This is a genomic window from Nocardia yunnanensis, assembly GCF_003626895.1.
In the GTDB taxonomy this organism is placed as follows: Bacteria; Actinomycetota; Actinomycetes; order Mycobacteriales; family Mycobacteriaceae; genus Nocardia; species Nocardia yunnanensis.
In genome coordinates, this window is the sequence record NZ_CP032568.1 from 5462509 (window position 1) to 5486897 (window position 24389).

22 protein-coding genes are annotated in these 24389 nt (G+C 70.1%); 16 read left to right on the plus strand and 6 right to left on the minus strand.

What is annotated here, in order from left to right; all coding sequences use genetic code 11:
• Positions 1–68: 68 nt before the first annotated feature.
• Entirely contained in the window at positions 69–2879 is a 2811-nt protein-coding gene (locus tag D7D52_RS39455) for a hypothetical protein (RefSeq protein ID WP_246023293.1), read from the plus strand.
• Here the strand turns inward: D7D52_RS39455 and D7D52_RS25660 are convergent.
• The gene (locus D7D52_RS25660; protein ID WP_162958536.1) at positions 2796–3419 is read right to left on the minus strand and encodes a hypothetical protein; all 624 of its coding nucleotides are present in this window, start codon (positions 3417–3419) and stop codon (positions 2796–2798) included. The genes D7D52_RS39455 and D7D52_RS25660 overlap by 84 nt on opposite strands.
• Positions 3420–3804: 385 nt before the next feature.
• Here D7D52_RS25660 and rplM point away from each other — a divergent pair, with 385 nt between their 5' ends.
• The 3 genes from rplM to glmM all read left to right on the plus strand — a co-directional run bounded on the left by rplM (position 3805) and on the right by glmM (position 6383).
• Complete coding sequence (rplM, locus tag D7D52_RS25665) at positions 3805–4248, plus strand: 50S ribosomal protein L13 (RefSeq protein ID WP_033086000.1); 444 nt, start codon at positions 3805–3807, stop codon at positions 4246–4248.
• Entirely contained in the window at positions 4245–4760 is a 516-nt protein-coding gene (rpsI, locus tag D7D52_RS25670) for a 30S ribosomal protein S9 (protein ID WP_120740344.1), read from the plus strand. The genes rplM and rpsI overlap by 4 nt, the downstream gene beginning before the upstream one ends.
• A 246-nt stretch (positions 4761–5006) precedes the next feature.
• A complete protein-coding gene (glmM, locus tag D7D52_RS25675) occupies positions 5007–6383 on the plus strand; it encodes a phosphoglucosamine mutase (RefSeq protein ID WP_120740346.1) in 1377 nt (458 codons plus the stop codon).
• A 68-nt stretch (positions 6384–6451) separates the two neighbouring features.
• Here glmM and D7D52_RS25680 read toward each other — a convergent pair whose 3' ends face one another.
• Positions 6452–8092, minus strand: a complete 1641-nt coding sequence (locus tag D7D52_RS25680) for an ABC-F family ATP-binding cassette domain-containing protein (protein WP_120740348.1) — start codon at positions 8090–8092, stop codon at positions 6452–6454.
• 116 nt (positions 8093–8208) lie between these two features.
• Here D7D52_RS25680 and D7D52_RS25685 point away from each other — a divergent pair, with 116 nt between their 5' ends.
• The 4 genes from D7D52_RS25685 (at position 8209) to D7D52_RS25700 (ending at position 11590) form a co-directional block, all read left to right on the plus strand.
• Entirely contained in the window at positions 8209–8424 is a 216-nt protein-coding gene (locus tag D7D52_RS25685; RefSeq protein ID WP_120740350.1) for a PspC domain-containing protein, read from the plus strand.
• A 105-nt stretch (positions 8425–8529) separates the two neighbouring features.
• The gene (locus D7D52_RS25690; RefSeq protein ID WP_120744462.1) at positions 8530–8841 is read left to right on the plus strand and encodes a DUF6802 family protein; all 312 of its coding nucleotides are present in this window, start codon (positions 8530–8532) and stop codon (positions 8839–8841) included.
• 80 nt (positions 8842–8921) lie between these two features.
• Positions 8922–9242 carry a hypothetical protein gene (locus tag D7D52_RS25695; protein ID WP_120740352.1) on the plus strand — a complete coding sequence of 107 codons (321 nt, stop codon included), beginning with the start codon at positions 8922–8924 and terminating at the stop codon, positions 9240–9242.
• Positions 9239–11590: a hypothetical protein gene (locus D7D52_RS25700; RefSeq protein ID WP_120740354.1), complete on the plus strand. Its 2352-nt coding sequence runs from the start codon at positions 9239–9241 to the stop codon at positions 11588–11590. Before D7D52_RS25695 ends, D7D52_RS25700 begins: the two co-directional genes overlap by 4 nt.
• 275 nt (positions 11591–11865) lie before the next feature.
• Here the strand turns inward: D7D52_RS25700 and D7D52_RS25705 are convergent, their stop codons facing one another.
• Positions 11866–12729: a dienelactone hydrolase family protein gene (locus tag D7D52_RS25705; protein WP_120740356.1), complete on the minus strand. Its 864-nt coding sequence runs from the start codon at positions 12727–12729 to the stop codon at positions 11866–11868.
• A gap of 101 nt (positions 12730–12830) precedes the next feature.
• Between D7D52_RS25705 and glmS the strand changes: the two genes are divergently transcribed.
• A complete protein-coding gene (glmS, locus tag D7D52_RS25710; RefSeq protein WP_120744463.1) occupies positions 12831–14699 on the plus strand; it encodes a glutamine--fructose-6-phosphate transaminase (isomerizing) in 1869 nt (622 codons plus the stop codon).
• Here the strand turns inward: glmS and D7D52_RS25715 are convergent, their stop codons facing one another.
• Positions 14700–15125 carry a cupredoxin domain-containing protein gene (locus tag D7D52_RS25715; protein ID WP_120740358.1) on the minus strand — a complete coding sequence of 142 codons (426 nt, stop codon included), beginning with the start codon at positions 15123–15125 and terminating at the stop codon, positions 14700–14702. It lies immediately after the preceding gene.
• A 133-nt stretch (positions 15126–15258) separates the two neighbouring features.
• Between D7D52_RS25715 and D7D52_RS25720 the strand changes: the two genes are divergently transcribed.
• Positions 15259–16791, plus strand: coding sequence for an NAD(P)H-hydrate dehydratase (locus tag D7D52_RS25720; RefSeq protein WP_120744464.1), 1533 nt, complete (start codon positions 15259–15261; stop codon positions 16789–16791).
• Here the strand turns inward: D7D52_RS25720 and D7D52_RS25725 are convergent.
• Positions 16743–17717 carry a LysR family transcriptional regulator gene (locus D7D52_RS25725; protein ID WP_120740360.1) on the minus strand — a complete coding sequence of 325 codons (975 nt, stop codon included), beginning with the start codon at positions 17715–17717 and terminating at the stop codon, positions 16743–16745. The genes D7D52_RS25720 and D7D52_RS25725 overlap by 49 nt on opposite strands.
• A 71-nt stretch (positions 17718–17788) precedes the next feature.
• Between D7D52_RS25725 and dapA the strand changes: the two genes are divergently transcribed.
• The 6 genes from dapA to tsaD all read left to right on the plus strand — a co-directional run bounded on the left by dapA (position 17789) and on the right by tsaD (position 22614).
• A complete protein-coding gene (gene dapA, locus D7D52_RS25730; RefSeq protein ID WP_120740362.1) occupies positions 17789–18682 on the plus strand; it encodes a 4-hydroxy-tetrahydrodipicolinate synthase in 894 nt (297 codons plus the stop codon).
• Between the two features lie 42 nt (positions 18683–18724).
• A complete protein-coding gene (gene alr, locus D7D52_RS25735; RefSeq protein ID WP_120744465.1) occupies positions 18725–19855 on the plus strand; it encodes an alanine racemase in 1131 nt (376 codons plus the stop codon).
• Positions 19852–20298 carry a tRNA (adenosine(37)-N6)-threonylcarbamoyltransferase complex ATPase subunit type 1 TsaE gene (gene tsaE, locus D7D52_RS25740; RefSeq protein WP_120740364.1) on the plus strand — a complete coding sequence of 149 codons (447 nt, stop codon included), beginning with the start codon at positions 19852–19854 and terminating at the stop codon, positions 20296–20298. Before alr ends, tsaE begins: the two co-directional genes overlap by 4 nt.
• A 71-nt stretch (positions 20299–20369) precedes the next feature.
• Positions 20370–21080, plus strand: coding sequence for a tRNA (adenosine(37)-N6)-threonylcarbamoyltransferase complex dimerization subunit type 1 TsaB (gene tsaB, locus D7D52_RS25745; RefSeq protein WP_120740366.1), 711 nt, complete (start codon positions 20370–20372; stop codon positions 21078–21080).
• Entirely contained in the window at positions 21077–21586 is a 510-nt protein-coding gene (gene rimI / locus D7D52_RS25750) for a ribosomal protein S18-alanine N-acetyltransferase (RefSeq protein ID WP_120740368.1), read from the plus strand. The genes tsaB and rimI overlap by 4 nt, the downstream gene beginning before the upstream one ends.
• Positions 21583–22614 (plus strand): tRNA (adenosine(37)-N6)-threonylcarbamoyltransferase complex transferase subunit TsaD, encoded by a 1032-nt coding sequence (gene tsaD / locus D7D52_RS25755; RefSeq protein ID WP_120740370.1) that lies wholly within the window; start codon positions 21583–21585, stop codon positions 22612–22614. Before rimI ends, tsaD begins: the two co-directional genes overlap by 4 nt.
• A 117-nt stretch (positions 22615–22731) precedes the next feature.
• On the opposite strand, the gene D7D52_RS25760 is transcribed toward tsaD, so the two are convergent.
• The gene (locus D7D52_RS25760) at positions 22732–24177 is read right to left on the minus strand and encodes a DUF7159 family protein (RefSeq protein WP_120740372.1); all 1446 of its coding nucleotides are present in this window, start codon (positions 24175–24177) and stop codon (positions 22732–22734) included.
• Positions 24178–24389: the final 212 nt, after the last annotated feature.

A 24389-nucleotide genomic window follows, 5' to 3' on the forward strand; every position in this document is an offset into this window, starting at 1 on the left:
GCCCAGGCCGGGGTGCGAAGTATGAATCGGTCGCGCATGCCGCGGGACGAACAGGCAGACTGATGGACGTGACGGCTCGAGTTGGTGCAGTGCATCTCGGCTGGGACGTGGTGTCGGTGGCCGCCGGTGGCGGCGGCGCTCCCATTCGCCCGGTCCAGGTCGAAGGCACATACACACCGCCCGCGTACCTGCTGGCGGATTCGTCCGGTCGGCTGCACACCGCGGGCGTGGACCGGCGTCCCGACGTCGGCATCGCCATCTCCGACGTGCGCGACATCATCGGCCACCCGCAGATCGTGGTGGCCGGGGCCACCTGGCCGGCCGAACTGGTGTTCCGGGCGCGGCTGCACAACCCGCTGGCCGCCATTGTCGAACGCCTCGGCGGCCCGCCCGATGTGGTGGCGCTGCCCTTCCCCGACGAATGGCCCGACCCCAAGGTGGACGAATTCGTCCGCCTGGTCGAGCAACTCGGCGTGCCCGGTGAGCCGCTGCCGGAATCGGTGGCGCTCTCCGGCTATGTGCGCGCGCTGGGCCTGGTGCGCGCGCCCGGTCGCGGTCCCGGCGTCGGCGCGGTCGGCGTCTACTCCGACGGCCGCGAATGCCTGGTGGTCGCCGTGCACGGCAATGACGAGCAGCCCACCGAATCGGTCAGCGTCGCCATCACCGCCGAGGCGCTGCACGAGGCCCGCGCCGCCGACAACGTGGTCATCGAGGTGATGGCCGCGGCGCGTGCCATCAATGCCGACACCTCCACGGTGCTGCTCACCGGCAATGTGTGTTTCAACGACGCGTTGCGGCTGGCGTTCCAGAACCATCTCGGCCACCGCTTCCAGGTCGCCGACCATCCCATGCACGCGCTGGTGCTGGGTGCGACGCATCTGCTCGTCGCCGACAGCGAGGGTGATCCGGTCTACGACCGTCCGCCGCAGGGTGCGGGGGGAGCCGCGCAGGGCGGTTCCGGATCGGCACAGCCGGGCGGGGATTCGCGTCCGGTCGAGCAGGGGCCGCGGCACGTTTCGCCGGGGCAGCCGTTGCAACGCCAGCCCGAACCGCTGGCTCATCAGCCGGAACTGGTTCCCCGGCATATGGATTCACCGCCGGTGGCCGAATCCGCCACGCCGGGAACGGGTTCGGAGGCGACCGGGGGACCGGTCGATGCGAGCGCCGGGTTCGGCGGTCCGGCGATCGATTCGTCCGGCGTGGCCGCGACGGCGGGGACCGGTGCACAGGACGCGGTCGATCCCTCCGAGCAGACCCGGCGGATCAGTCCGGAAGAGGCCGCTGCCCTGGGTGCGGGCGGCCGTCCTTCCGGTACCGGTTCGCACGCCCTGGTGGATCCGGCCGCCGAGGGGATGACGCGGCGAATCACCGCGCAGGAAGCCGCTTCTCAGGGCTCGGCGAGTGCCCGCGGCGCGGCCGACGCGCCCGCCGGTGGCGCGCAGACCGGTCCGGCGGGACTCACGCAGCGTATGACGGCGGAGGAGATCGCGCGGCTCAGCGCCCAGGCCGGTATCTCCGGGACCGCGCAGGCGGGAATCTTCGCGCAGGGCTCGCAGGAGGCCGGCGGCGGTCAGCAGGCGAGTGGTGATGCGGGACAAGGGACTTCGCGAGAGTCGAGCGGCGGGCCGGACACAGGCCGCGGCATGCTGCCGCCGGGGCTGGAAGGTGTGGGCGGCCGGTTCATGCGGCCGCCGGGGTCGCCCGCCGATGATCAGATGACGGCCGTGGTGGGTCGTGACGCTGTCGGCGGTGCCGGGGCATACGGGCCCGGACAGCAGCCCGGACAGCCGGGCGGACACAGTCAGCCGGGACCGGGCTCACCGCAGGGTGGCCAGCCGAACCAGGGCAATCCGTCAGGACATGGTGGTCAGTCCGCCCAGGGCGGTCAGTCGAACCAGAGCGGTCAGCCAGGCCAGGGCGGTCAGCCGAACCAAGGCAATCAGCCAGGCCAGGGCGGTCAGCCGAACCAAGGCAATCAGTCGGGGCAGGGCGGCCAGCCGGGCCAGGGTGGTCAGCCCGGGGGATATCCGCAGTCCGGGGGTTATGGTGCGGCCGGGCAGCAGGGTGGTTATGGCCAGGGCGGCGGGTACGGGCCGGGCGTCTCGTACGGACCGGCCGGTCAATCTCAGCCGGGCGCTGGGCCTTCCGGATATCAGGGCCAGGGCTATGGTCCGGCAAACGCGCCGGGATCCGAGGCGGGCGGGGCCGGCCAGTACGGTCCGGGCGGCGCGCAGCCGGGCACCGGTGGCCAGTACGGCCAGGCTGGAGGCTATGGCACGGCCGGTGGTTATGGCGGCCAGGGCGGCTACGGTCAGGGCGGATACGGTGCTCCCGGCGGCCCGGGCGGCTATGGGCCCGAGGGGGATACGTCCGGTTCGGGTCGCGGAGGTTTTGCTGGATCCGGCGGAAACGCTCCTGGTCAGCCCGGCGCGATGTACGGTGGGTCGATGTCCACGGGGGCGCGTCAGCCGAATCCGCACTCATCGGAAGATGCCGCAGCGCAGTCGGATTCGGATTCCGACGGCGATCGTAAGCAGCGCAAGGGCAAGCTCTGGAACAAGATGCGCAAGCCCTTCGGCGCGCCGATCATCATCGGCGCGGCGGCGCTGTCGGTCATGGGCGTCCATTCCGACGGCGCGGCCCGCACCAGCGCGGCGTCGTTGTCCGACACCGTGATTCAGGCCGGGCCCGGTGCGCTGCGCCCGGTCGATCAATCCTGCGCGGTGACTCCGTTCGTGTCGGGCCTGCCGCACGCCGGCATCGCCACGGTCGACAGCCGGCCGAATCTGGACTGCCTACGCTTCGGCATCGACACGCTGCGCTACACCGTTCCGGGACCCGTACGGGGCATCGATCCCGGTCCGCCCCTGCACATCTGACCCCGCCCGCGCCGCGGAGCCGTCCGCGGCGAGGCCGCCGGGCAGTTGCCACCCCGTCGTCACGCCCAGTTGGATGCGGGACAGGCGCGGCGCGGGTCCGGTATGTCCGGTCATCGCCCAGGCGCGCTCGATGGTGAGCCGCAGCACCCGCCACGAGGCATAGAACAGCAGTGCCGCCAGCGGCAGCTCGCCGATCCCGGCCGACAGCACCGCGAACCACAGATCCGGGCTGTTCCAGTCGAGCACGATGTCGAACCAGGCGTCGCAGACCAGCAGGGTGCCGGTGATCATCGCCCACGGAATGAAAACCTGTCGCCGCCGCCACGCGTTCCACGCCGTCATGCCGATCCCGGCCGCCAACGCGAAGTCGAAGCCCACCCAGGCGATATCCCACGAGTCCACCTGCCGCTCCGACGGCAAGCTCACCGACAGATACCCGATCCACGGCACCAGGAACACCAGACTGCCCGTCACCACGGTGAGCAGAATCCAGCGCATCGACCGGGCGCGCGGGTGGCTCGGATGCACGTTGATCGCCATGGCGGCCTCCATTGGCAAGCGACTGATCGAGGGCTCTAGCGGTACCCCAATTCTCGAGGGTAAACGCAGTAGCGGAGGTTGTTATTCCGCTTACATCGATGGAGTCCGATCGTGACCGGGCCACTGGTTTCGTACCGTGGTGGGTAACTCCCCGGGTACGCCCAAGGTCGGTTCGGCACTCAACCGCCGTTTCGGATGCGGGACGATCGACGGCTCTTGGTCCCCCGCTGAAGGCTCGGGGAGGCGGGGGAGTATCGTGCTCGGTTGGCGTGCGGTACGGCCGGGCAACCGGTTGTCGCACGAGCCCCGGGTCTCCGCCAGGCCGCCGGGATCAGCTCGACCACACGCTTGGCTGGCAACACCTACGACAGACAAGGGATGCACTGTGCCTACGTACAGCCCCAAGGGCGGTGACGTGACCCGCAAGTGGTACGTCATCGACGCCACTGACGTAGTGCTCGGCCGTCTTTCCGTGCAGGCTGCGAACCTGCTGCGCGGCAAGACCAAGCCGACCTACGCGCCGAACGTCGATGGTGGCGATTTCGTCATCATCATCAATGCCGACAAGGTCGCCGTCTCGGGCAACAAGCGCGACGACAAGGTCCTCTACACCCACTCCGGTCACCCGGGTGGTCTGAAGGGCCGTACCGTGGGCCAGATCCTGGACACCCGCCCCGACCGTCTGGTCGAGCGTGCCGTCAAGGGCATGATCCCGAAGAACAAGCTGGGCAACCAGATCATTCGCAAGCTGAAGGTCTACGCGGGCCCCAACCACCCGCACGCCGCCCAGCAGCCCATCCCCTTCGAGATCAAGCAGGTGGCCCAGTGACCGCTCCCGAAGAATTCAACGACGACTACGTCGTGGAAGACACCGCTGTGGAGGTCGTCGAGGAGGGTGACGGTTACGAGGCCGAGGCCGAGTACACCTCCTACGCCGCCGCTCCGGTCGTCATCGACCGTCCGGTCCAGACCGTCGGCCGCCGTAAGGAAGCCGTCGTTCGCGTGCGCCTGGTGCCGGGTTCCGGCAACTTCGTGCTCAACGGCCGCACCATCGAGGATTACTTCCCGAACAAGGTGCACCAGCAGCTGGTGAAGTCCCCGCTGGTCACGGTCGAGCGCACCGAGACCTTCGACATCCACGCCCGCCTGGTCGGCGGCGGCCCGTCCGGTCAGGCCGGCGCCCTGCGCCTCGCCATCGCGCGTGCCCTGATCGAGGTCACCCCGGAGGATCGTCCCGCCCTCAAGCGTGCCGGCTTCCTGACCCGTGACCCGCGTGCCACCGAGCGTAAGAAGTACGGCCTCAAGAAGGCCCGCAAGGCGCCTCAGTACTCGAAGCGCTGATCACTGCAGCAAGCACTGTGCGCCGTACGGCTCTACCGTGCCCGGCCTTTTCGAGGGTCGGGCACGGTACCGTCTATACGGCAACCTGTACGAGAGCAGGCTCCCGACAACGGTTTTCGCAACTGTTGCCTTTGTTTTCCTGGACGCCCTCCGCCGCGGAACGCGGCGGAGGGCGAGAGCCCAGGAGAGGACGGGAAGCCTGCTCTCGTGCTGTATCGACCGGAAAACGGCAGGGGTGTTGAGGTAATGGGACGTTTGTTCGGCACCGATGGTGTGCGTGGGCTGGCCAACGGATCGTTGAGTCCGGAACTGGCGCTGCAGGTTTCCGCGGCCGCGGCTCAGGTTCTGAGCCGTGGCAAGAAGCGCGCCGTGGCCGTGGTCGGCCGCGACCCTCGCGCCAGCGGTGAGATGCTCGAGGCCGCCGTGACCGCGGGCCTGACCGCCGCAGGTGTGGACGTGCTGTCGGTCGGCGTGCTGCCGACGCCCGCCGTCGCCTACCTGACCGGCCTCTACGACGCCTGCCTGGGTGTCATGATCTCCGCCTCGCACAATCCCATGCCGGACAACGGCATCAAGATCTTCGCCGCGGGCGGGCACAAGCTCGACGACGCCGTCGAGGACCGCATCGAGGCGCTCATCGCCGAGGGCTCGTTCCACCGGCCCACCGGTGCGGCGATCGGGCGCGTGCTGGGCCGTCCCGGGCTCGGCGGGCACGTCTACGACGTGTACGACAGCTACAGCCTCGAAGGCACCCACGAGCGATATGTCGAACACCTGGTCCAGGCCACCGGGCGCGATCTGCGCGGGCTGACCGTGGTGGTGGACTGCGCGCACGGCGCGGCCTCCGAGGTCGGGCCGACCGCCTACCGCGAGGCGGGCGCGACCGTCATCGCCATCAATGCCGAACCCGACGGCCTGAACATCAACGACGGCTGCGGCTCCACGCATCTGGAGCAGGTGCAGGCCGCCGTCCGCGAGCACCGTGCCGATCTGGGCCTCGCCCACGACGGTGACGCCGACCGTTGCCTGGCCGTGGACGCCACCGGCGCGGTGGTCGACGGCGACGCCATCATGGCGGTCCTCGCCGTCGCCATGCGCGACTCCGGCGAGCTGGCCGCCAACACCCTCGTCGCCACCGTCATGAGCAACCTCGGCCTGCACATCGCCATGCGCGACGCCGGAATCACCATGCGCACCACCGCCGTCGGCGACCGCTACGTCCTCGAGGATCTGCGCGCGGGCGGCTACACCCTGGGCGGGGAACAGTCCGGGCACGTCGTCTTCCCGAAGTACGGCACCACCGGCGACGGCGTCCTGACCGGCCTGAAACTCATGGCCCGCATGGCCGAAACCGGCCGCAGCCTGGCCGAATTGGCGAGCATCGTGCACACGGTCCCGCAGGTCCTGCTGAACGTCCCGGTCTCCGACAAGGCCGCCGTCGCCGTCGCCCCCTCGGTCCTGGCCGCCGTAGCCGAAGCCGAACGCCTCCTGGGCGACACCGGCCGAATCCTCCTGCGCCCCAGCGGAACCGAACAACTAGTCCGCGTAATGGTCGAAGCCACCGACCAAACCCAAGCCCACAACCTCGCCGACAACCTCGCCAAACTGGTCGCCGCCGTCTAACCCCCGTCGAGTGGCACACCAGCGAGGGGATTTGTCCGAATCTCCCGCGCTGGTGTGCCACTCGGCGATCAGGTCTCGGTGAGGGTGCCGGCGTTCAGGTGCCAGCGGCGGGTGGTGCGGACGTTGTCGAGCATGCGGCGGTCGTGGGTGACCAGAAGGACTGTGCCCTCGAAGGAGTCGACGGCTTGCTCCAGTTGTTCGATGGCGGGGAGGTCCAGGTGGTTGGTGGGCTCGTCCAGGACGAGGAGGTTGACGCCGCGTGCCTGTAGGAGGGCCAGGGCGGCGCGGGTGCGTTCACCGGGGGAAAGGGTGTCGTTGGGGCGCACCACATGGGGGCCGCGGAGGCCGAATTTCGCGAGCAGGGTGCGGACGTCGGATTCGTTCCAGTCGGGGACCTCGGCGCTGAAGGTGTCGGCGAGAGTCGCTGTGCCGCGGAACAATCCGCGTGCCTGATCGACCTCGCCGATGGCGACGCCCGAGCCGAGAGCGGCGGATCCGGTGTCCGGCTTCGTCTTTCCCAGCAGCAGGGACAACAGGGTGGACTTGCCGGAGCCGTTCGCGCCGGTGAGGACGATGCGGTCGCTCCAATCGACCTGCACCGTCACGGGTCCCAGCGTGAAGTCGCCGCGGGACAGGGTCGCGCCCGAGAGGGTGGCCACCACCGAACCGCTGCGCGGGGCGGCGGCGATGGACATGCGCAGGTCCCACTCCTTGCGCGGCTCCTCCACCGCGTCCAGGCGTTCGATGCGCTTGAGGGTCTGCTTGACCTTGGCGGCCTGCTTCTCGGTGGATTCGGCGCGGGCCTTGCGGCCCATCTTGTCGGAGTCCTGCTTCGATTTGCGGCGGGCATTGCGGACGCCGTGTTCCATCCAGTTGCGCTGCATGGTGGCGCGCGCTTCCAAACCCGCCTTGGTGTCGGCGAATTCGTCGTAGGCCTCGCGGGCGTGGCGGCGGGCGATGGCGCGTTCCTCCAGATACGACTCGTAGCCGCCGTCGTAGACGCCGACCTGCTGCTGCGCCAGATCCAGTTCCACGATGCGATTCACGGTGCGGGCCAGGAACTCCCGATCGTGACTGATCACCATGAGCGGTTCGCGGACACCGGTCACGAACTGTTCGAGGCGGGCCAGGCCGTCCAGGTCGAGATCATTGGTGGGCTCGTCGAGCAGCAGGATGTCGAAGCGGGACAACAGGACCGAGGCCAGGCCGGCGCGGGCGGCCTGACCGCCCGACAGGACCGTCATGGGGGTGTCCAGGCCGTGCGAGAGGCTGCCGGCGAGGCCGAGATCGGCGGCGACCTCCTCGGCGCGCTGTTCGAGGTCCGCGCCGCCGAGGGCGAGCCAGCGTTCCAGGGCGGGGGAGTACTCGTCCTCGCCGCCGTCGGCGAGGCGTTCGGCGGCCGCGTCCATGGTGTGCTGGGCGGCGGCGACACCGGTTCGGCGGCGCAGGAATTCGAGCACGGTCTCGCCCGCGACTCGTTCGGGCTCCTGGGCCAGGTAGCCGACGGTGGCGTCGGGCGGGCTGAGCACGATCTCGCCCTCGGGGGCGCGGCCGTCGGCGAGCATGCGCAGCAGGGTGGACTTCCCGGCGCCGTTCACGCCGACCAGCCCGATCACGTCGCCCGGGGCGAGGATCAGGTCGAGATCGGAGAACAGGATCCGCTCACCGTGTCCGGCGGCCAGGCCGCGCGCATGCAGAGTGGTGCTCACCAGGGCGATTCTGCCGTGCTCAGGGTGTCACCCTGACGTCGGCCCTCGGAAAGTTCAGGGTCGGATCAGTGCCTGCGACCGATGCCGGCGTCGATCGAACTCGGCACTGTGGAGTCATGACCTCACAGATTCCGACCTACACCGAGCAGCCTCACAAGCGTCTGACCCGCTCCAGCACCGACAAGTGGATCGGCGGCGTGTGCGGTGGGCTCGGCGAGTATTTCGGCTGGAGCCCGAATCTCGTTCGTATCTTGTTCGTGGCGTCGTGCCTGCTGCCCGGGCCGCAGTTCCTGCTCTACCTCGCGCTGTGGATCATCATTCCGAAGCGGTGAGTTATCCACAGCGCGCGAGTTATCCACATTCGGTATCGAAGGTGGTGCGGCGGGTGATCCGGGGTGACAGGATGAGAGCCACGTCACTGCGGAGGAGTGGAGATCATGGTCACATCGGGTGATCTGCCCGGGCTGGAACTGCCGAGTTTCGACGCGCATTCGGATCTGGACGGGCTCGGCGCCGTCGAGTTACCGCATCCCACGCAGGATCTCGACGGCGACGGCCTACTCGACACCGTGACCACCGGGACCGATCACGCCATGCAGGTGTGGACGGATCTGGATCACGACGGATTCGCCGATCACATGACCGTGGTGGACAGCGGCGGGGACTACTCGGCGTGGGAGTTTCACCACAATCCCGACGGCACCACGGCGTGGGTGCGCACGGACGAAGGGCATCTCGGCGGCAAGTAGCCGGATGCGGGGGTTTCACGGCACAGCGGTATCCATGGCGGCGCAGCGGGATTCGGTGCGCGACGGTTCGAGGGGGACCAATGGGTGAATCCGGTGATTTCGGCGTGCGCGTTTCGACCTTGCATGCCGCGGCGACGACCTTGCGTGACAATGCTGGTGCTCTGCAACAGCATTCGCGTGCGGTGGGTGAGCATGCGTTCGGTGTCGGGCACGATGCGGCGGGACGCAATTACGCGGTGCAGGGGAATGCCGTGCACCAGGGGTTCGAACGGGCGGCCGCGTGTCTGCACGCGTGGAGCACGGCCGCGACGGCCACCGCCGATGTCTTCGATCGTGCCGCCGCCGAATACGTCCGCATCGACCAGGCTCGTGCGGCCGAGCTTTCGGGGGTGGGGCGATGAGCTTCGACTCGACCGGCAAGAGCGTCGACCAGATCCTCGACTACGGGGCACCCGGCCTGCAGTACTGGGAGCATTTCCTGCCCCTGTACGACAAGGCTTTCGGGACACCGGCGGGGACCTCCTCGAGCGCGCTCTACGCCCGCTACGACGAGCAGCGCGGGATGAACCTCGCCGAATTCGACGCCGCCCGTGCCGAATTGGATCGTGCGATCACCGCGGGTGAGAACGGGTGGTCTGCCCATCGGACGCTGGCCATCACCCTTCCCACTGCGTGGACCGGCGTCACCGGCGTCGAAGCCGCCGCCATCGTGGCCTCCCAATTGCGCCGGGCTCGAGAAGATCTCGACACCATCCACACCGCCGCGACCACCATCGCCGCCGCCCTCGACCCGCTGCGGACCGCCGTCCTCACCAAGGCCGAGCACACCCGCACCCTCCTCGAACCCGGCCCTGGCGATGAACTCCGCCTCGCCATCGACGGCAAATCACCGGAAGACGTCGAAGCCCTCGTGCGCGCGGGCACCGACCCGTGGCTCACCAAGACCTTCCGCCCCGATGTCGACCACAAACTCGCGGCCTTCCTCGCCGTATGCGACGCCACCCACCAGGCCGTCGAATCCCACTACCGCACCATCCTCACCGCCTTCGCGCAGGTGATCGACGCCCCCTACCCGCAACCCGCCCCCACCCTGTTGCCCGGCCCGGAACCGGCCGCCGCCCCGAATCCCGCCTCACCCCAGCCTGTTCCGGCCACTCCCGCGCCCGCGGCAACGCAGTACCCGGCCAACATGATCCCACCGGCTGCCCGCACCGCACCACCCATACAAGCCTGGCCCACCCAGTCCTGGGCCCCGAGCAATCCCGACGAGCCGGGTGAACCCGGTGCGCCGTCCGTTCCCGCAAACCCTGCCGAACCCCAGGCGGCGAACGAACCTGCCCAATCCGCCACCACAATCCCGCAATCGGTGCCGAACCAAACCAACGCGCCCGGATCGTCCACGGCCCCCGCCGGCTCGAGCAGCTCCTTCCCCGCCACCCCGACGACCCCGGAACCGGCCCAGTCGGATGGCATCGCGCGAACACTGACAGACATCCTCGGACAACTCGAAACCGGCGTACAGCAGGGCGTTTCCGTCCTCGCCGAAAAGCTTCGAACCCTCGCCGGCTCGACCCCCACCGACTCCGGCAACCCCACGGGCACCGGAGGGCCGGTGCACGGTCCGGAGCGAACCGGCGACCCGACTGCTCGCGACGACTCCGCCCGCCCCAGCGGCTCGGGTCATCCTGGTGACGCACCGCAGGCCGGCGATCCTGCCCGCCCGCAGGGCCCGTCTCTTCCTGCCGGCCGCCTCGAATTCGACCTCGCCGGACAACATTTCGTACTCGAACGCACCCCCGAGGGCACCATGACCCTCGCCGTCACCGACCCATCCGGCCACACCCGCACCTGGACCCTCACTTTCGACGAGTCCGGCAACCCAGCCCTGGCCGAACCCGGCTCCGCCCCTGCCGGGGGTGACTCCGCCCCTGGGTCTGGCGACTCCTCTACTGGGGCTCATGACCCTGCCGGACAGCCGACCACCCCGCCCGGCGGTCAAGCCAACCCAGATTCCCCGGCGGCGGATAGCAACCCCCAATCACCGCACCCGGCAACGATTCCCGATCGTGCTGAGGCCGCGCCACTCGGTGCACCGGCTTCCGGCAGTGCGGCCTGCGCTGGCCGGGAGGCGACCAACCCACCGACAGGTTGTGAACCGCTGCCGCCTTGCGCCGATGCGAACAATCCCACCACCACGCCGAAACCCGACCCTGCCGTGCCGGCGGCATGTCCGAGAACCCCCGAACCTGGCCCCGCCACCGCAGATCTCGCCGCCCCGGAACCGACTACCTGCGAACACGCACCAGACACGCAGCCACCCACCACAGGTCCGGACACTTCTCGCGCCGAGGTGAACAGTCCCCGCAGCTGCACGCCGGACATCGAACCCGACGTGTCGGCCGTGTGCCCGGCAAGCCCTGAATTTGCTGCGCCCACGTCGGATCTCGCTGCGCCGCCGCCGAATCTCGGTCCGGCGGAGCCGGGTTCGGTGCTACCGCCGGAATCGGCCGTTCCGCCTGGATCTGCCACCCCGAGTCCGAATCCAGCCGTCTGGCCGGACGACCCAGCCACGCCTGGATCAGGCTCGCCCACACCGCCGCTCGACAAGCAGGTATCTCCGCGACCTGCCGTTCCACCGTTGAACGAGCCCCCACCTGCAGCGCCGCCGAACCCCGTTCTCGGGCCAGTCGGACCGGACGTGCCGCTGGAGATCCCGGAGGGAGGTGTCGAGATCCCTTCCGCCTCCTGAGCGGACACCTTGGGCGCTGCGCGGTACGCCGCGCTCGAACGTTCGCTGCACGGTACGCCGCGCTCGATCGCTCGCTGCGCGGGCAGACCGGACGCTGTTCTCGCCCGGGAGGCATCGCAGCCCGCGAGGCACTGCCGCTTTGTCGCAGCTGGCGCGTCTGTGTGCTTGGGGACGCGTCGGCGCGCCGGCTCTCTCTTCGGCCCGGCGCGGCAGGCGAAGTGGGTACGGGGCGGGCCGCTTCGCCGGCAGGCGGCGCGGACTACTTGCGGCGCGGGTTACTTGCGGAGGGCTTGGATGAGTTGGAGGACGGGGAGTTTTTGGGGGTGGTCGATGTCTTCGTCGGGGGCGTGGGGGTCGACGAGTTGGGTGTGGGGGATGGGGGTTTCGGGGTCGGCGAAGGGTTTGTATTTCTTGTCGCCGAGGACGGTGTAGTTGAGGTAGCCGATGAGGAGGGCTCGGGTGAGGCGTTCGGTTTTGGGTTCGTGTTTGCCGGCGCCGAGGGCGGCCAGGGCGCGGCGGCCTTCGACCATGCCGTTGTGGCTGGCCTTGTCGAGGGAGCGGAGGAGGGCGTCCTCGCCCCAGGCGGCGGCCAGCGGGAGGGCGTCGGAGCTGACCGAGTCGATATCGGTGGCGCCGGCCAGGATCAGGGCGGGGGCGTCGATCTTGGGGGCGAGCGCCTCGGCGGACGGCGCGGTGGGGGCGGGATACAGGGCGGCGACGGCGGCGACCTCGCGCTGGGACGCGGCGATGACGGCCGCGCCCGCGCCCATGCCGTGCCCGACCAGGGCCAGCTTCTTCGGATCGACGCTGATATTGCCCGCGCCCAGCCGCACCCCGGCGCAGATGTCCAGGGTGGTCAGCAGATCCGTGGCCAGATTCAGGTGCGAGGGAATCGGTCCGCGCTCGGTGTCGGGCGCGGCGGCCACATACCCCCAGGAGGCGAGATGCTCCAGCAACCGGCGGTAGTTGCCCACCCCGGTCAGCCACCCGTGCCCGAACGCCACCGCGGGCAGGTTGAGCCCCTTCCCGGGCGTGTACACGACGCCGGGCAACCCGGCGATGCCGAGATTCCCGCGCAGCACCTCGTGCGGGCCACGCAGGGTCAGAGTGCTCAGAAGCGATTTCACAGACGCCGACACGGACTAGAACCTATCCGATCAACATGTACTTGGGGCGTTTCGCCCGGTCGGACATCGACTCGGATTCGTTCGGGGGTGTCATCCCGTTAGGCTATGGGCCCATGTGCGGAATCGTGGGGTATGTGGGGTACCGGGATGCGCTCGACGTGGTGGTTGATGCGTTGCGCCGCATGGAATATCGAGGTTACGACTCCGCGGGAGTAGCGATCCTGGACGGGGCAGGTGGCCTCGCGGTGGAGCGCAAGGCCGGACGCCTGGCCAACCTGGAGGCCGAGCTCGCCGAGACCGGGCGGCAGCGTTTCGCCGGCGCCACCGGCATGGGCCACACCCGCTGGGCCACGCACGGCGCGCCCACCGACCGCAACGCGCACCCGCATCGCGATCACACGAACCGGGTCGCGGTGGTGCACAACGGCATCATCGAGAACTTCGCCCCGCTGCGTCGCGAACTGGAGGAGGCCGGGGTCGAACTCGGCAGTGACACCGACACCGAGGTGGCGGTGCACCTGGTGGCCCGCGCCTACGCCAAGGGCGACACCGCCGGCGACTTCGTGGCCTCCGCGCTGTCGGTGGTGCGCCGCCTGGAGGGCGCGTTCACGCTGGTCTTCGCGCACGCCGATCATCCGGGCACGATTGTCGCCGCCCGCCGCTCCACCCCGCTGGTGGTGGGTGTCGGCCAGGGCGAGATGTTCCTCGCCTCTGATGTCACCGCCTTCATCGAACACACCCGCGAGGCAGTCGAACTCGGCCAGGACCAGGCCGTGGTCATCACCGCCGACAGTTACCGGGTCACCGACTTCCACGGCGGCACCGACGGGGTGCGCACCCGCCCGTTCACCATCGACTGGGATCTGGCCGCCGCCGAGAAGGGCGGCCACGACTACTTCATGCTCAAGGAGATCCAGGAGCAGCCGCAGGGCGTCGCCGACACCCTGATCGGGCATTTCGCGCACGGCAAGATCGTGCTCGACGAACAGCGCCTGCACGATCAGGAACTGCGCGAGGTCGACAAGGTCTTCGTGGTCGCCTGCGGCAGCTCGTATCACGCGGGCCTGCTGGCCAAATACGCCATCGAGCATTGGACCCGGCTGCCCGTCGAGGTCGAGCTGGCCAGCGAATTCCGTTACCGCGACCCGGTTCTGGACCGCTCCACCCTGGTGGTCGCCATCTCCCAGTCCGGCGAGACCGCCGACACGCTGGAGGCGGTGCGCCACGCCAAGGAGCAGAAGGCGCGAGTCCTGGCCATCTGCAACACCAATGGCGCGCAGATCCCCCGCGAGTCCGACGCGGTCCTCTACACCCGCACCGGCCCGGAGATCGGCGTCGCCTCCACCAAGGCGTTCCTGGCCCAGATCACCGCCAACTTCCTCGTCGGCCTGGCGCTGGCGCAGGCGCGCGGCACCAAGTACCCGGACGAGGTGGCACGAGAGTTCGCCGAACTGGAATCCATGCCGAAACGCGTTGCGCAGGTGCTGGAGTCGGCGGATCGGGTGCGGGAGATCGCCCGGCAGTTCGCGCACGTGCCGACGGTGCTGTTCCTGGGCCGCCATGTCGGCTACCCGGTGGCGCTCGAAGGCGCCTTGAAGCTCAAGGAATTGGCGTACATGCACGCCGAGGGTTTCGCGGCCGGTGAACTCAAGCACGGCCCGATCGCCCTGATCGAGGACGGCCTGCCGGTGTTCGTGGTGATGCCATCGCCCAAGGGCCGCGCGGTGCTGCACTCCAAGCTGCTCAGCAATATTCGCGAGATCCAGGCCCGCGGCGCGCGCACCATCGTCATCGCCGAGGAGGGCGACGACACGGTGCGGCCGTTCGCCGACCACCTGATCGAGATCCCCTCGGCCCCAACGCTGTACCAGCCGCTGCTGTCCACCGTCCCGCTGCAGATCTTCGCCGCCGAGGTGGCGCAGGCGCGCGGCTACGACGTCGACAAGCCCCGCAATCTCGCCAAGTCGGTCACCGTCGAGTGATCACTGGACGGTGACGCTGCCCTTCATGTCCGGATGCAGCGGGCACAGGTAGCGGTAGGTGCCCGCGGTGGTGAAGGTGTGGCTCCACTCGCCCTTGTGAATGATCGGGCTGTTGATGCCCAGCGCCACATCGCCGATGCCCTGCACCGCGTGCGGGGCCCGGTCGTCGAACTTCCAGGTGACGGTGTCCCCGGCCTTGATGGTCACATCGGCGGGCGAGAACTTCATATCCTTCACCTCGACGGTCACCGCGGCGGGCGCGGCCGGGCCCGTGGAGGTCGCCGCCGCACCGCTCGACGCGGCCGCGGTCGTGGTGGCGGCCGCCTTGTCGGAGCTGTTCGACGAGCAGCCCCCGACCACCAGCGCTCCCGCCACGACGGCGACGAGAATCAGGGCACGCGAGGACGACTGGCGACGGATCGACATGTCGCCAGGTTAGCCCCCGCCGGTTGCGAGCCGTTCGCGGGCACCCACCCTGACCTGGGCCGTGACCCGACCGGCGTAATGTCCACAAGCGCAGGCCGAGACCAGTCCCGGGAGGCGAACCATGACCGATGCGGTGCGCGCGTACTACACGGCCGACGAGGTACGGGCCGCGGAAGCCGAGCTGTTCACGCGGGTCCCCGCCGGAATGCCCATGCGGCGAGCCGCTTTCGGACTCGCGGATGTGATGGCGCGGGAACTGCGGGAACGCACCGGCGGGGTGGCCGGGCGCGCGGTGACCCTGCTGGTCGGCTCGGGCGACAATGGCGGCGACGCGCTGTGGGCGGGATCGTTCCTGCGCCGGCGCGGGGTGGCGGTGCGCGCGGTCCTGCTCGCACCCAAGCGCGCGCACGCCGAGGGCCTGGCCGCTTTGCGGCGGGCCGGCGGTCGCGTCGTGTCCGCGCCCTCCGCTCCGGAGGACCTCGCGGCGGATCGATGGCCGCCGGAAGCCGGTGCGCACGGCGAGAAGGGCCGGGATGTCCCCTGGCCGGTGCTCGAACTGCTGGGGAAACCGGATCTGGTGGTGGACGGCATCGTCGGCATTTCCGGACATGGCTCCCTGCGCCCGGTGGCCGCGAAAATCGTTGCGGGCGTTCGCTGCCCGATCGTTGCCGCCGATCTGCCCAGTGGCGTCGACCCGGATACCGGCGCGGTGAGCGGGCCGGCGGTCACCGCTGATGTCACCGTGGCGTTCGGCGCGTACAAGCCCGTTCATGTCCTGGCCGCCCCGCACTGTGGCCGAATCGAACTGGTGCCCATCGGATTACAGTTGCCGTCCGCGAATCTCGTTGCGCTGGAACCCCGTGCGGTCGGTGCACGATGGCCGGTGCCGGGAGCCGCCGACGACAAGTACACCCAGGGCGTCACGGGTGTCTGCGCGGGCAGCGCCACCTATCCGGGCGCGGCCGTGCTGTGCACCGGCGCCGCGGTCGCCGCCACCGCCGGCATGGTGCGCTACGCCGGCACCGGCGCGGCACAGGTTCTCGCGCACTTCCCGGAAGTGATTGCCGCTGAATCGGTTTCTGACACCGGCCGCGTCCAGTCCTGGGTGTTCGGTCCCGGCGCCGGGACCGATGCGGACGCGCGCGACCGACTGGCCGAGATCCTCGCCACCGACCTGCCTGTGGTGGTGGACGCCGACGGTCTCACCCTCCTCGCCGCCGAACCCGGCCTGGTGCAGGGCCGGCAAGCGCCGACGGTCCTGACGCCCCACGCCGGTGAGTTCGCCCGCCTCACCGGCTCCGAACCCGGCCTCGACCGCGTCGCCGCCGTCCGCAAATTGGCCGAATCATGGCAGGTCACCGTCCTGTTGAAGGGCCGGGCCACCCTGATCGCCAGTCCCGACCGTCCCGTTTTCGTGAACGAGGCGGGCGGATCGTGGGCGGCCACCGCGGGTTCCGGTGACGTCCTGTCCGGCATCGTCGGCGCTCTCCTCGCCGGCGGCGCGCACCCGGTGATCGCCGCCGCGTCCGCCGCCCGCGCGCATGCGCTGGCCGCCAACCTCGCCGCCCACGCCTCAGGCACCGCGGGGGCCCCGATCTCCGCCTCCCCCTTGCTTTCTCACCTCCGCGAAGCCATCGCCACGCTGCGCGAGCTCGCGGCCGCCTGATCCGCCTCGGATCCGGCGGAGTGCGCGCTCACGGCGTTGTGCAGGGCCCGGCGGGCCGCGGCGATGGCCGGATGGGCGCCGGTGCCGCGCCGGTAGGCCAGATGGGTGCGGCGGCGGGTCGGCAGCGGGGTGAGTCGGACGCCGCCCGGCACCGAGAGCGCCCCCAGGTCCGGGACCAGGGCGACGCCCTGCCCGGCGGCGACCAGGGCGAGGACGGTGGCGAAGTCGTCGGCGTGGTGACGGATGCGCGGCGTGAATCCCGCTGCGAGACAGGCGCGAACCGTCATCTCGTGACAGAGGGTGCCGGGTGTGCCCGCGATCCAAAGCGAGCCTGACTGCGCGGCAAGCGTTTTCGCCGGCGCTTGTGCATCCTGGCCCGAGTCCGATCCAGCGGCCCGGAGACTGGCGAGATGGACGGTCTCCTCGAGCATCGGCTCGGTGTCGAGCCCGGGTTCGGGTGCGAGCGGCACATGGTCGTATTCCTGTAGCAGCGCGATGTCCAGCGTCTCGGCGCGCAGCGCGGCGGGCGCGACGGCCGGATCCAGTTCGGTGACAAGGAGTTCCAGCATTGGATGCTCGCGGCTGAGGGTGACCAGGGCGGGGGAGAGGATGGTGTGCACGGCGGTCGCGAAGGCGCCGATCCGCAGGGTTCCGGTGAGTTCGGTTCGGGTGGCGGCCAATTCGGCGGTCGCCTGTTCGAGGACCGCGAGAATGGTTTCGGCGTGTTCGACCAGGCGCAGCGCCGCGGGGGTGAGGGTGACGCTGCGGCCGGTGCGTTCCAGCAGCGGAACCCCGGCCTCGCGTTCCAGGGCGGTGAGCTGCTGGGAGACGGCCGAGGGCGTGTAGGTCAGCGCCTCGGCGACCGCGGCGATGGTCTGGCGGTGCGCGAGTTCGCGCAGCAGGCGCAGGCGACGGACATCCAGCATCAGCTGAGCTTACGCTCGCGCCAAGCAACGTGAAATAGACCTGAGGCAGTTCCTCGACCAGGCTGAAGACCATGACATTCACCGGCCTGTACGTGCCCCTGGTCACGCCCTTCACCGCCGACGACACCGTGGCCGCCGACGCCCTGGAAGCCCTCGCCCACGACGTCCTCGACGCGGGCGCGGCGGGCCTGGTCGCCCTCGGCACCACCGGCGAACCCACCACCCTCGCCGCCGACGAGCAGGCCCGCGTGATCGACATCTGCGCCCGCGTCTGCCGCGAGCGCGATGCGGCGCTGATCGTCGGCGCGGGCTCCAACGCCACCCTCGACTCGGCCCGCGCCCTGCGCACCCTCGACCCCCGCGCCACCGCCGCCCTCGCCGTCGTCCCCTACTACAACCGCCCCTCGGAAGCCGGTGTGGTGGAACACTTCCGGACACTGGCCGCCGCCAGCCCGGTCCCGGTGCTGATCTATCACATCCCCTACCGCACCGCCCGCCCCCTCAGCGCCGAAACCCTGTGCCGCCTGGCCGAATTGCCGAATGTCGCGGGATTCAAATACACCGCCGGCGGTATCGACGACACCACCATCGCCTTCCTCGGCCGCCGCCCGGACCACACCTCGATCCTGGCCGGCGACGACCTCTACGCCGCCCCGCTGCTGGCCCTCGGCGCCTCCGGCGCGATCCTCGCCTGCGCCAATGTGGCCCCCGCCGACTACGTCGAGCTGATCACCGCCTGGCGCAATGGCGACATCACCCGCGGCCGCGCACTCGGCAACCGCCTGGCCCCCGTGGCCGCCGCCCTCTTCGCCGAACCCAATCCCGTTGTCGTCAAGGCGGTTCTCGCCGCCCAGGGCCGCATCCCCACCCCCGACGTCCGCCTGCCGCTACTTGCGGCGAGCGCGGAAGCGACGGCCGCGGCCCTGGCCGTGCTCCCCGGACAACGGGCCGGGATCCGGGTGTGATCCGGCTCGCGGGGGTCTCAATGGCAGTATCGGGGTGTGAACATGCCCGACCCGCAGGTGGAAATCGTCGTCGATCTGGACGCTATCGCCCATAACGTGCGTGTCCTGGCCGAGCATGCCGGGAATGCGGCGGTCATGGTCGTGGTGAAGGCGGACGGATACAACCACGGCGCCGCCGAGGTCGCGCGGGCGGCGTTGGCGGCGGGCGCCCGCGAGATCGGGACGACCACGGTCGCCGAGGCGGTGGAACTGCGCGCCGCGGGCATCACGGCGCCGATCCTGTCCTGGCTCAACACTTCCGACGCCGACTACGCCGGCGGCATCGAGGCGGATATCGAACTCGGCGTCTCCGCCGCGGCACAGCTGGCGGCGGTCGCCGCGGCCGCGCGCGAGCTGGGCCGCACCGCGACCGTGAGCCTGAAGGTCGATACCGGATTGAACCGCAACGGCATCCCGGCCGTCGAGTTCCCCGAGGTCCTCGAACTGCTCGGCAAGCTGGTCGCCGACGGCACCGTGCGTTTCCGCGCCCTGTTCTCGCATCTGGCCATGGCCGACGAGCCCCGGCATCCGGTCAACGACCGGCAGCGTGACCGTTTCCTCGACTTCGTCGCCGCCGCCAAGGAGCAGGGCCTGGAACCGGAGCTGGTGCATCTGGCGAATTCGGCTGCGGCGCTGACCCGCCCGGATCTGGCCTTCGACATGATCCGTCCCGGCATTGCCGTGTACGGACTTTCCCCGATTCCGGAGCAGTCGGATTTCGGTCTGCGCCCGGCCATGACCTTCCGCGCCCGGGTGCTGCGGGTGAAACGAGTCGCCGCCGGGGAGGGCGTGTCCTACGGCCACCAGTGGATCGCCGAACGCGACACCACCGTCGCCCTGATTCCCGCCGGGTACGCCGACGGGGTGCCGCGCCCGCTCAGCGGCCGGTTCTCGGTGTGGCTGGGCGGTGCGCGCCGGCCGCAGATCGGCCGGGTGTGCATGGATCAGTTCGTGGTGGATCTCGGCGCGAACGAGACGGGCGTGCGCGCGGGCGACGCCGCGATCCTGTTCGGCGGTGAGTCCGGTCACCCGCACGCCCAGGAATGGGCGGACGCGCTCGGCACCATCAACTACGAAATCGTCTGCGCGCCCCGCGGCCGCGCGCGGCGCACCCACCTGGGTGGCGACCGATGACCGACCATCGCATGCTCACCACCGTCGACGACACCGAGGCGCTCGGCCGCGAACTCGCCGGGCAGCTGCAGGCCGGTGATCTGGTCATCCTCGACGGACCGCTGGGTGCGGGCAAGACCGCGCTCACCCGCGGCATCGCGGCGGGCCTCGGCGTCGAAGGACGGGTCAGCTCACCGACTTTCATCATCGCCCGCCAGCATCGCGCCGGCGCGCATCCGGGCGCGGTGGCGCTGGTCCACGTGGACGCCTACCGGCTCGGCGGCGATCTGGACGAACTCGACGCCCTGGACCTCGACACCGATCTCGACCACGCCGTGGTGGTCGTCGAGTGGGGTCTGGGCGTGGTCGAACACCTCGCCGACCGTCACCTGCGCGTACAGTTGCGCCGCGAACCCGAGTCCGATGTCCGCACCGCCGAATGGGAGTGGATCGCCGCCAACTGAGGCGCGAGTAGGTTCCCGCAGGCAGACACCACGTCGAGTGTGCTGTACCACCCGGTATCGTAAGGGCAATCATGCTGATATTGGCTGTTGACACCGCGACTCCGGCCGTCACGGCGGGACTGGTGGAACTGGAACCGGCGAAACCCGGATCGAACGCACCGCTGATCACCACGGTCGCCTCCAAGGTGACCGTGGATGCTCGCGCGCACAACGAGGTGCTGACACCTCAGATCCTGGCGTGCCTCGCCGAATCCGGCCGCGACCGTGCCGATATCGCCGCCGTGGTGGCGGGGGTCGGGCCGGGGCCGTTCACCGGACTGCGCGTGGGCATGGCCACCGCGGCCGCGTTCGGTGACGCCCTGGGCGTCCCGGTCCACGGGGTGTGCAGCCTCGACGCCATCGCCGCCGACACCCAGAGCTATCTGCGCGAGAGCTCGGAGCCGACCGAACTGCTGGTGGTCACCGACGCCCGCCGCCGCGAGGTGTACTGGGCGCGCTATCGCGCCACCGGCGACGGCCGCACGCTGGCCCGCGTGGAGGGTCCCGAGGTGAGCAAGCCCGCCGAGCTGGATCAGGCCGCCGCCACCGTGATCGCCGGATCCGCTTCGCACGTCGACTATTTCGATCTGCCGGTGCTGCCGGTGGAAACGCCCTCGCCCGCCGGACTGGTGCGCTGCGCCGCCGCCGACATTCTCGCCGGTGTCGAACCCGCCCCGCTGGTGCCGCTGTATCTGCGCCGCCCCGACGCGGTCGAGAAGAGTTACGCGCAGGTGGGCCGATGACCATCCGCATCGAACCGATGCGGCCGGACGACGTCACCCGCTGCGCCGAACTCGAACAGGTGCTGTTCCCGGAGGACGATCCCTGGCACGAGGTTTCGTTCCTGTCGGAGCTGGCCGGACCGCACAACCGCTACATCACCGCGCGGGACGCGCGGGGCCGCATGGTCGGATACGCCGGAATCGCCTTGCTGGGCACCGCGGATCACCCGGAGGCCGAGGTGCACACCATCGGCGTCGACCCGGCCGATCATCGCCGCGGCATCGGCACGCTGCTGCTGGAAGCTCTCCTGCTGGAGGCCGGCAAGCGCGGCGGCCCGGTGTTCCTCGAGGTCCGCACCGACAACGCGCCCGCCATCACGCTGTACGAGAAGCACGGCTTCCACATCATCGGCTTGCGCAAGAACTACTACCAGCCCAGCGGCGCCGACGCGTACACCATGCGCCGCCCGGCCATGGCCGGGTTCCCGCAGGACGGATTCACCACCGACGCCGAGGTCTCGTCATGATCGTCATGGGTATCGAAAGCTCCTGCGACGAAACGGGAGTCGGCATCGTGCGCCGGCTGCCCGACGGCACCTGCGAACTGCTCGCCGACGAGGTCGCCTCCAGCGTGGATCAGCACGCGCGCTTCGGCGGCGTGGTGCCCGAGATCGCCTCGCGCGCACACCTCGAGGCCATCGTGCCCGCCATGCGCCGGGCGCTGGCGGCGGCCGGGATCGGCAAGCCGGACGCGCTCGCGGTCACCATCGGGCCGGGGCTCGCGGGCGCGCTGCTGGTGGGCGTCGCGGCGGCGAAAGCCTATGCGGCGGCGTGGGATATCCCGTTCTACGCGCTCAACCATCTCGGCGGGCACGTGGCCGTGGACACCCTCGAACACGGGCCCATGCCGCCCGCGGTCGCGTTGCTGGTGTCGGGCGGGCACACGCATCTGTTGCAGGTGACCGATCTCGCCCAGCCCATCGTCGAACTGGGCAGCACCGTCGACGATGCCGCCGGCGAGGCGTTCGACAAGGTGGCGCGGCTGCTCGGCCTCGGCTATCCGGGCGGCCCGGTGCTGGATGCCATTGCGGCCGACGGTGATCCGCAGGCCATCCCCTTCCCGCGCGGCATGACCGGCCCCCGCGACCCGCGCTACGACTTCTCCTTCTCCGGTCTCAAGACCGCCGTGGCCCGCTATGTCGAAGCGGCGCAACGGGAAGGCCGGGAGCTGCCCATCCCCGATATCGCCGCCTCCTTCCAGGAAGCCGTCGCCGACGTCCTCACGATGAAGGCCGTGCGCGCCGTCCAGGATCTCGGCGTCGACACCCTGGTGCTCGGCGGCGGCGCGACCGCCAACTCCCGCATCCGCTCCCTGGCCGAAGAGCGTTGCACCGCAGCGGGAATCACCCTGCGCGTCCCCAAACCGCGGCTGTGCACCGACAACGGCGTCATGATCGCCACCCTGGGCGCCCACGTGATCGCCGGCGGCGCAACCCCTTCCGCCCTGACTGTGGCCACGGACCCCGGCCTGCCGGTCTCCACCAGCATCCTCTGACGTCGCCAAGCGTCGAAATTCGTAGCCGGAGGCGATCTTTCGTCAGCCCCGGCCCCGAAAACGCGACCGCGACCTGGAGTCGATGCTCCGGTCGCGGCGAGTAGTTGTTCGGTGGTGCTAGTCGGTCGGACGGACCATGGTGGTGACTCCGCCTCCGGAGCCCGAGCTGTTGTTCACGTGCGGAGACGGGGAGATCTTGGTCTCCGACTGGACGGGCGGGGCGGTGGTGCCCAGGAGGGGGCCCAGCAGGCGGGGCAGGTCCGCGGGGAACGGGATCTGCGGTAGATCCGGATCCGGGCGCAGGGGCGGCAGCTGCTGGCTGGTGGTGGCCGACGGCACGGTGGGAACGCCGGTGGCGGAACCGGTTTGGGTGGGCGGCACGGCGGCCGTGGTGCGGTTGCCGGGGGCCGGCGTGGTGGCGGGCGGACCCGGCGACGAGGTGGCCGGCGAGACCGGTTGCACCGGACCGGTGGTGGTGGGGGAGTAGTGCGTGTTCTGCGGCTCCGGGATCACGAACTCCTTGACCCCGTACCCGACGATCAGCCCGACCACCACGATCGCCCCGGCCAGTGTGCCCGCCAGTTTGGTGAAGGTGCCGATCTGCGTGTCCGGACCCAGCCCGATCACCGGGACGGCGCTCGAGGCGGCCGAATCCGCCACCAGCGCCGCGCCTTTCGCGATCGCCGCCTCCGGCTCCGGCACGGTGACCACGGGCACGTCCAGCTGCCGTTCCAGCCCGACCACCATGATCGGCACGTTCGCGCCGCCGCCGATCACCGCGACCGCCTCCGGGAACTTCGGCGCCCGCGCGAACACCCCGCGCGCGAAGACCGCCAGCTCTCGCAGCAGGTCGGCGACGATCTCCTCGAAATCCACCCGGGTGAGCTTGAGCGGCTGCCCGGCCACATGGTCGATGGTGACCGCCGGAACCACGGACAGATGCTCCTTGGCGGCCCGGCTGCGATTGAGCAGGATGCCCCGGTTGGGCCGGATACCGCGGCGCGACAGATGGCAGTCCAGCAGATGCTGCAGGATCAACTCGTCGATGGCGTTGCCGCTCACGGCATTCGTGCGCTCGGTGCGCAGCACCGTGTCGTCGGCGTGATCGGCGACGGTGACCGTGGTGCCGGTGGCGCCGATGTCGACGACCGCGACCGTGTCCCAGCGGTCCAGCAATCCGGTGTGGCGCAGGTACGCGAGCGCCGCGGTGCTCTCCGGGATGAGGTGGACGCCGTGGCGTTGCCGTCCGATCGCGGAGCGGATGATCTGGGCCTGTTCGCGGTCGCGGTAGGCGACGGCGATGTCACCGGGCGGCGCCGACTCGGGCTCGTGATGGTTGGCGACGCGCGCGACCGGATGCGCACCGACCGGATGCACGACGTCGCGCGGGATCTGGGTCGTCATCAACTCGATGGAGGAGGCCACCAGATCGCCGAGGTCGGAGTGGGCGGTATCGGCCGTCACGACCCGGTAGTCGAAGTTCTGGGCGCCGTTGGGGGCGGTGGCGACCGTCGCCGAGCACACCACCTCGCTCCCGGCGGAGATGCCGAGGGATGTTCGCATGTTCACCTCCCTTCGAGCGGATGGTCCTGGTGGAGACGACCACTTGCGGTCTTGCTCTCTTCTCGAGCCCACGCGGAGGGTTGCCGCGCGGTTGGCGGGGTGAAGCAGTTGTGGAACTCTCGACGGTGCACGTGACACGACCGAGTCGGTCTTGCCGTGTGGCCGTCGTCAATGGTGTCACAATCCGTTATCCGAACGTTACAGATTTTCGG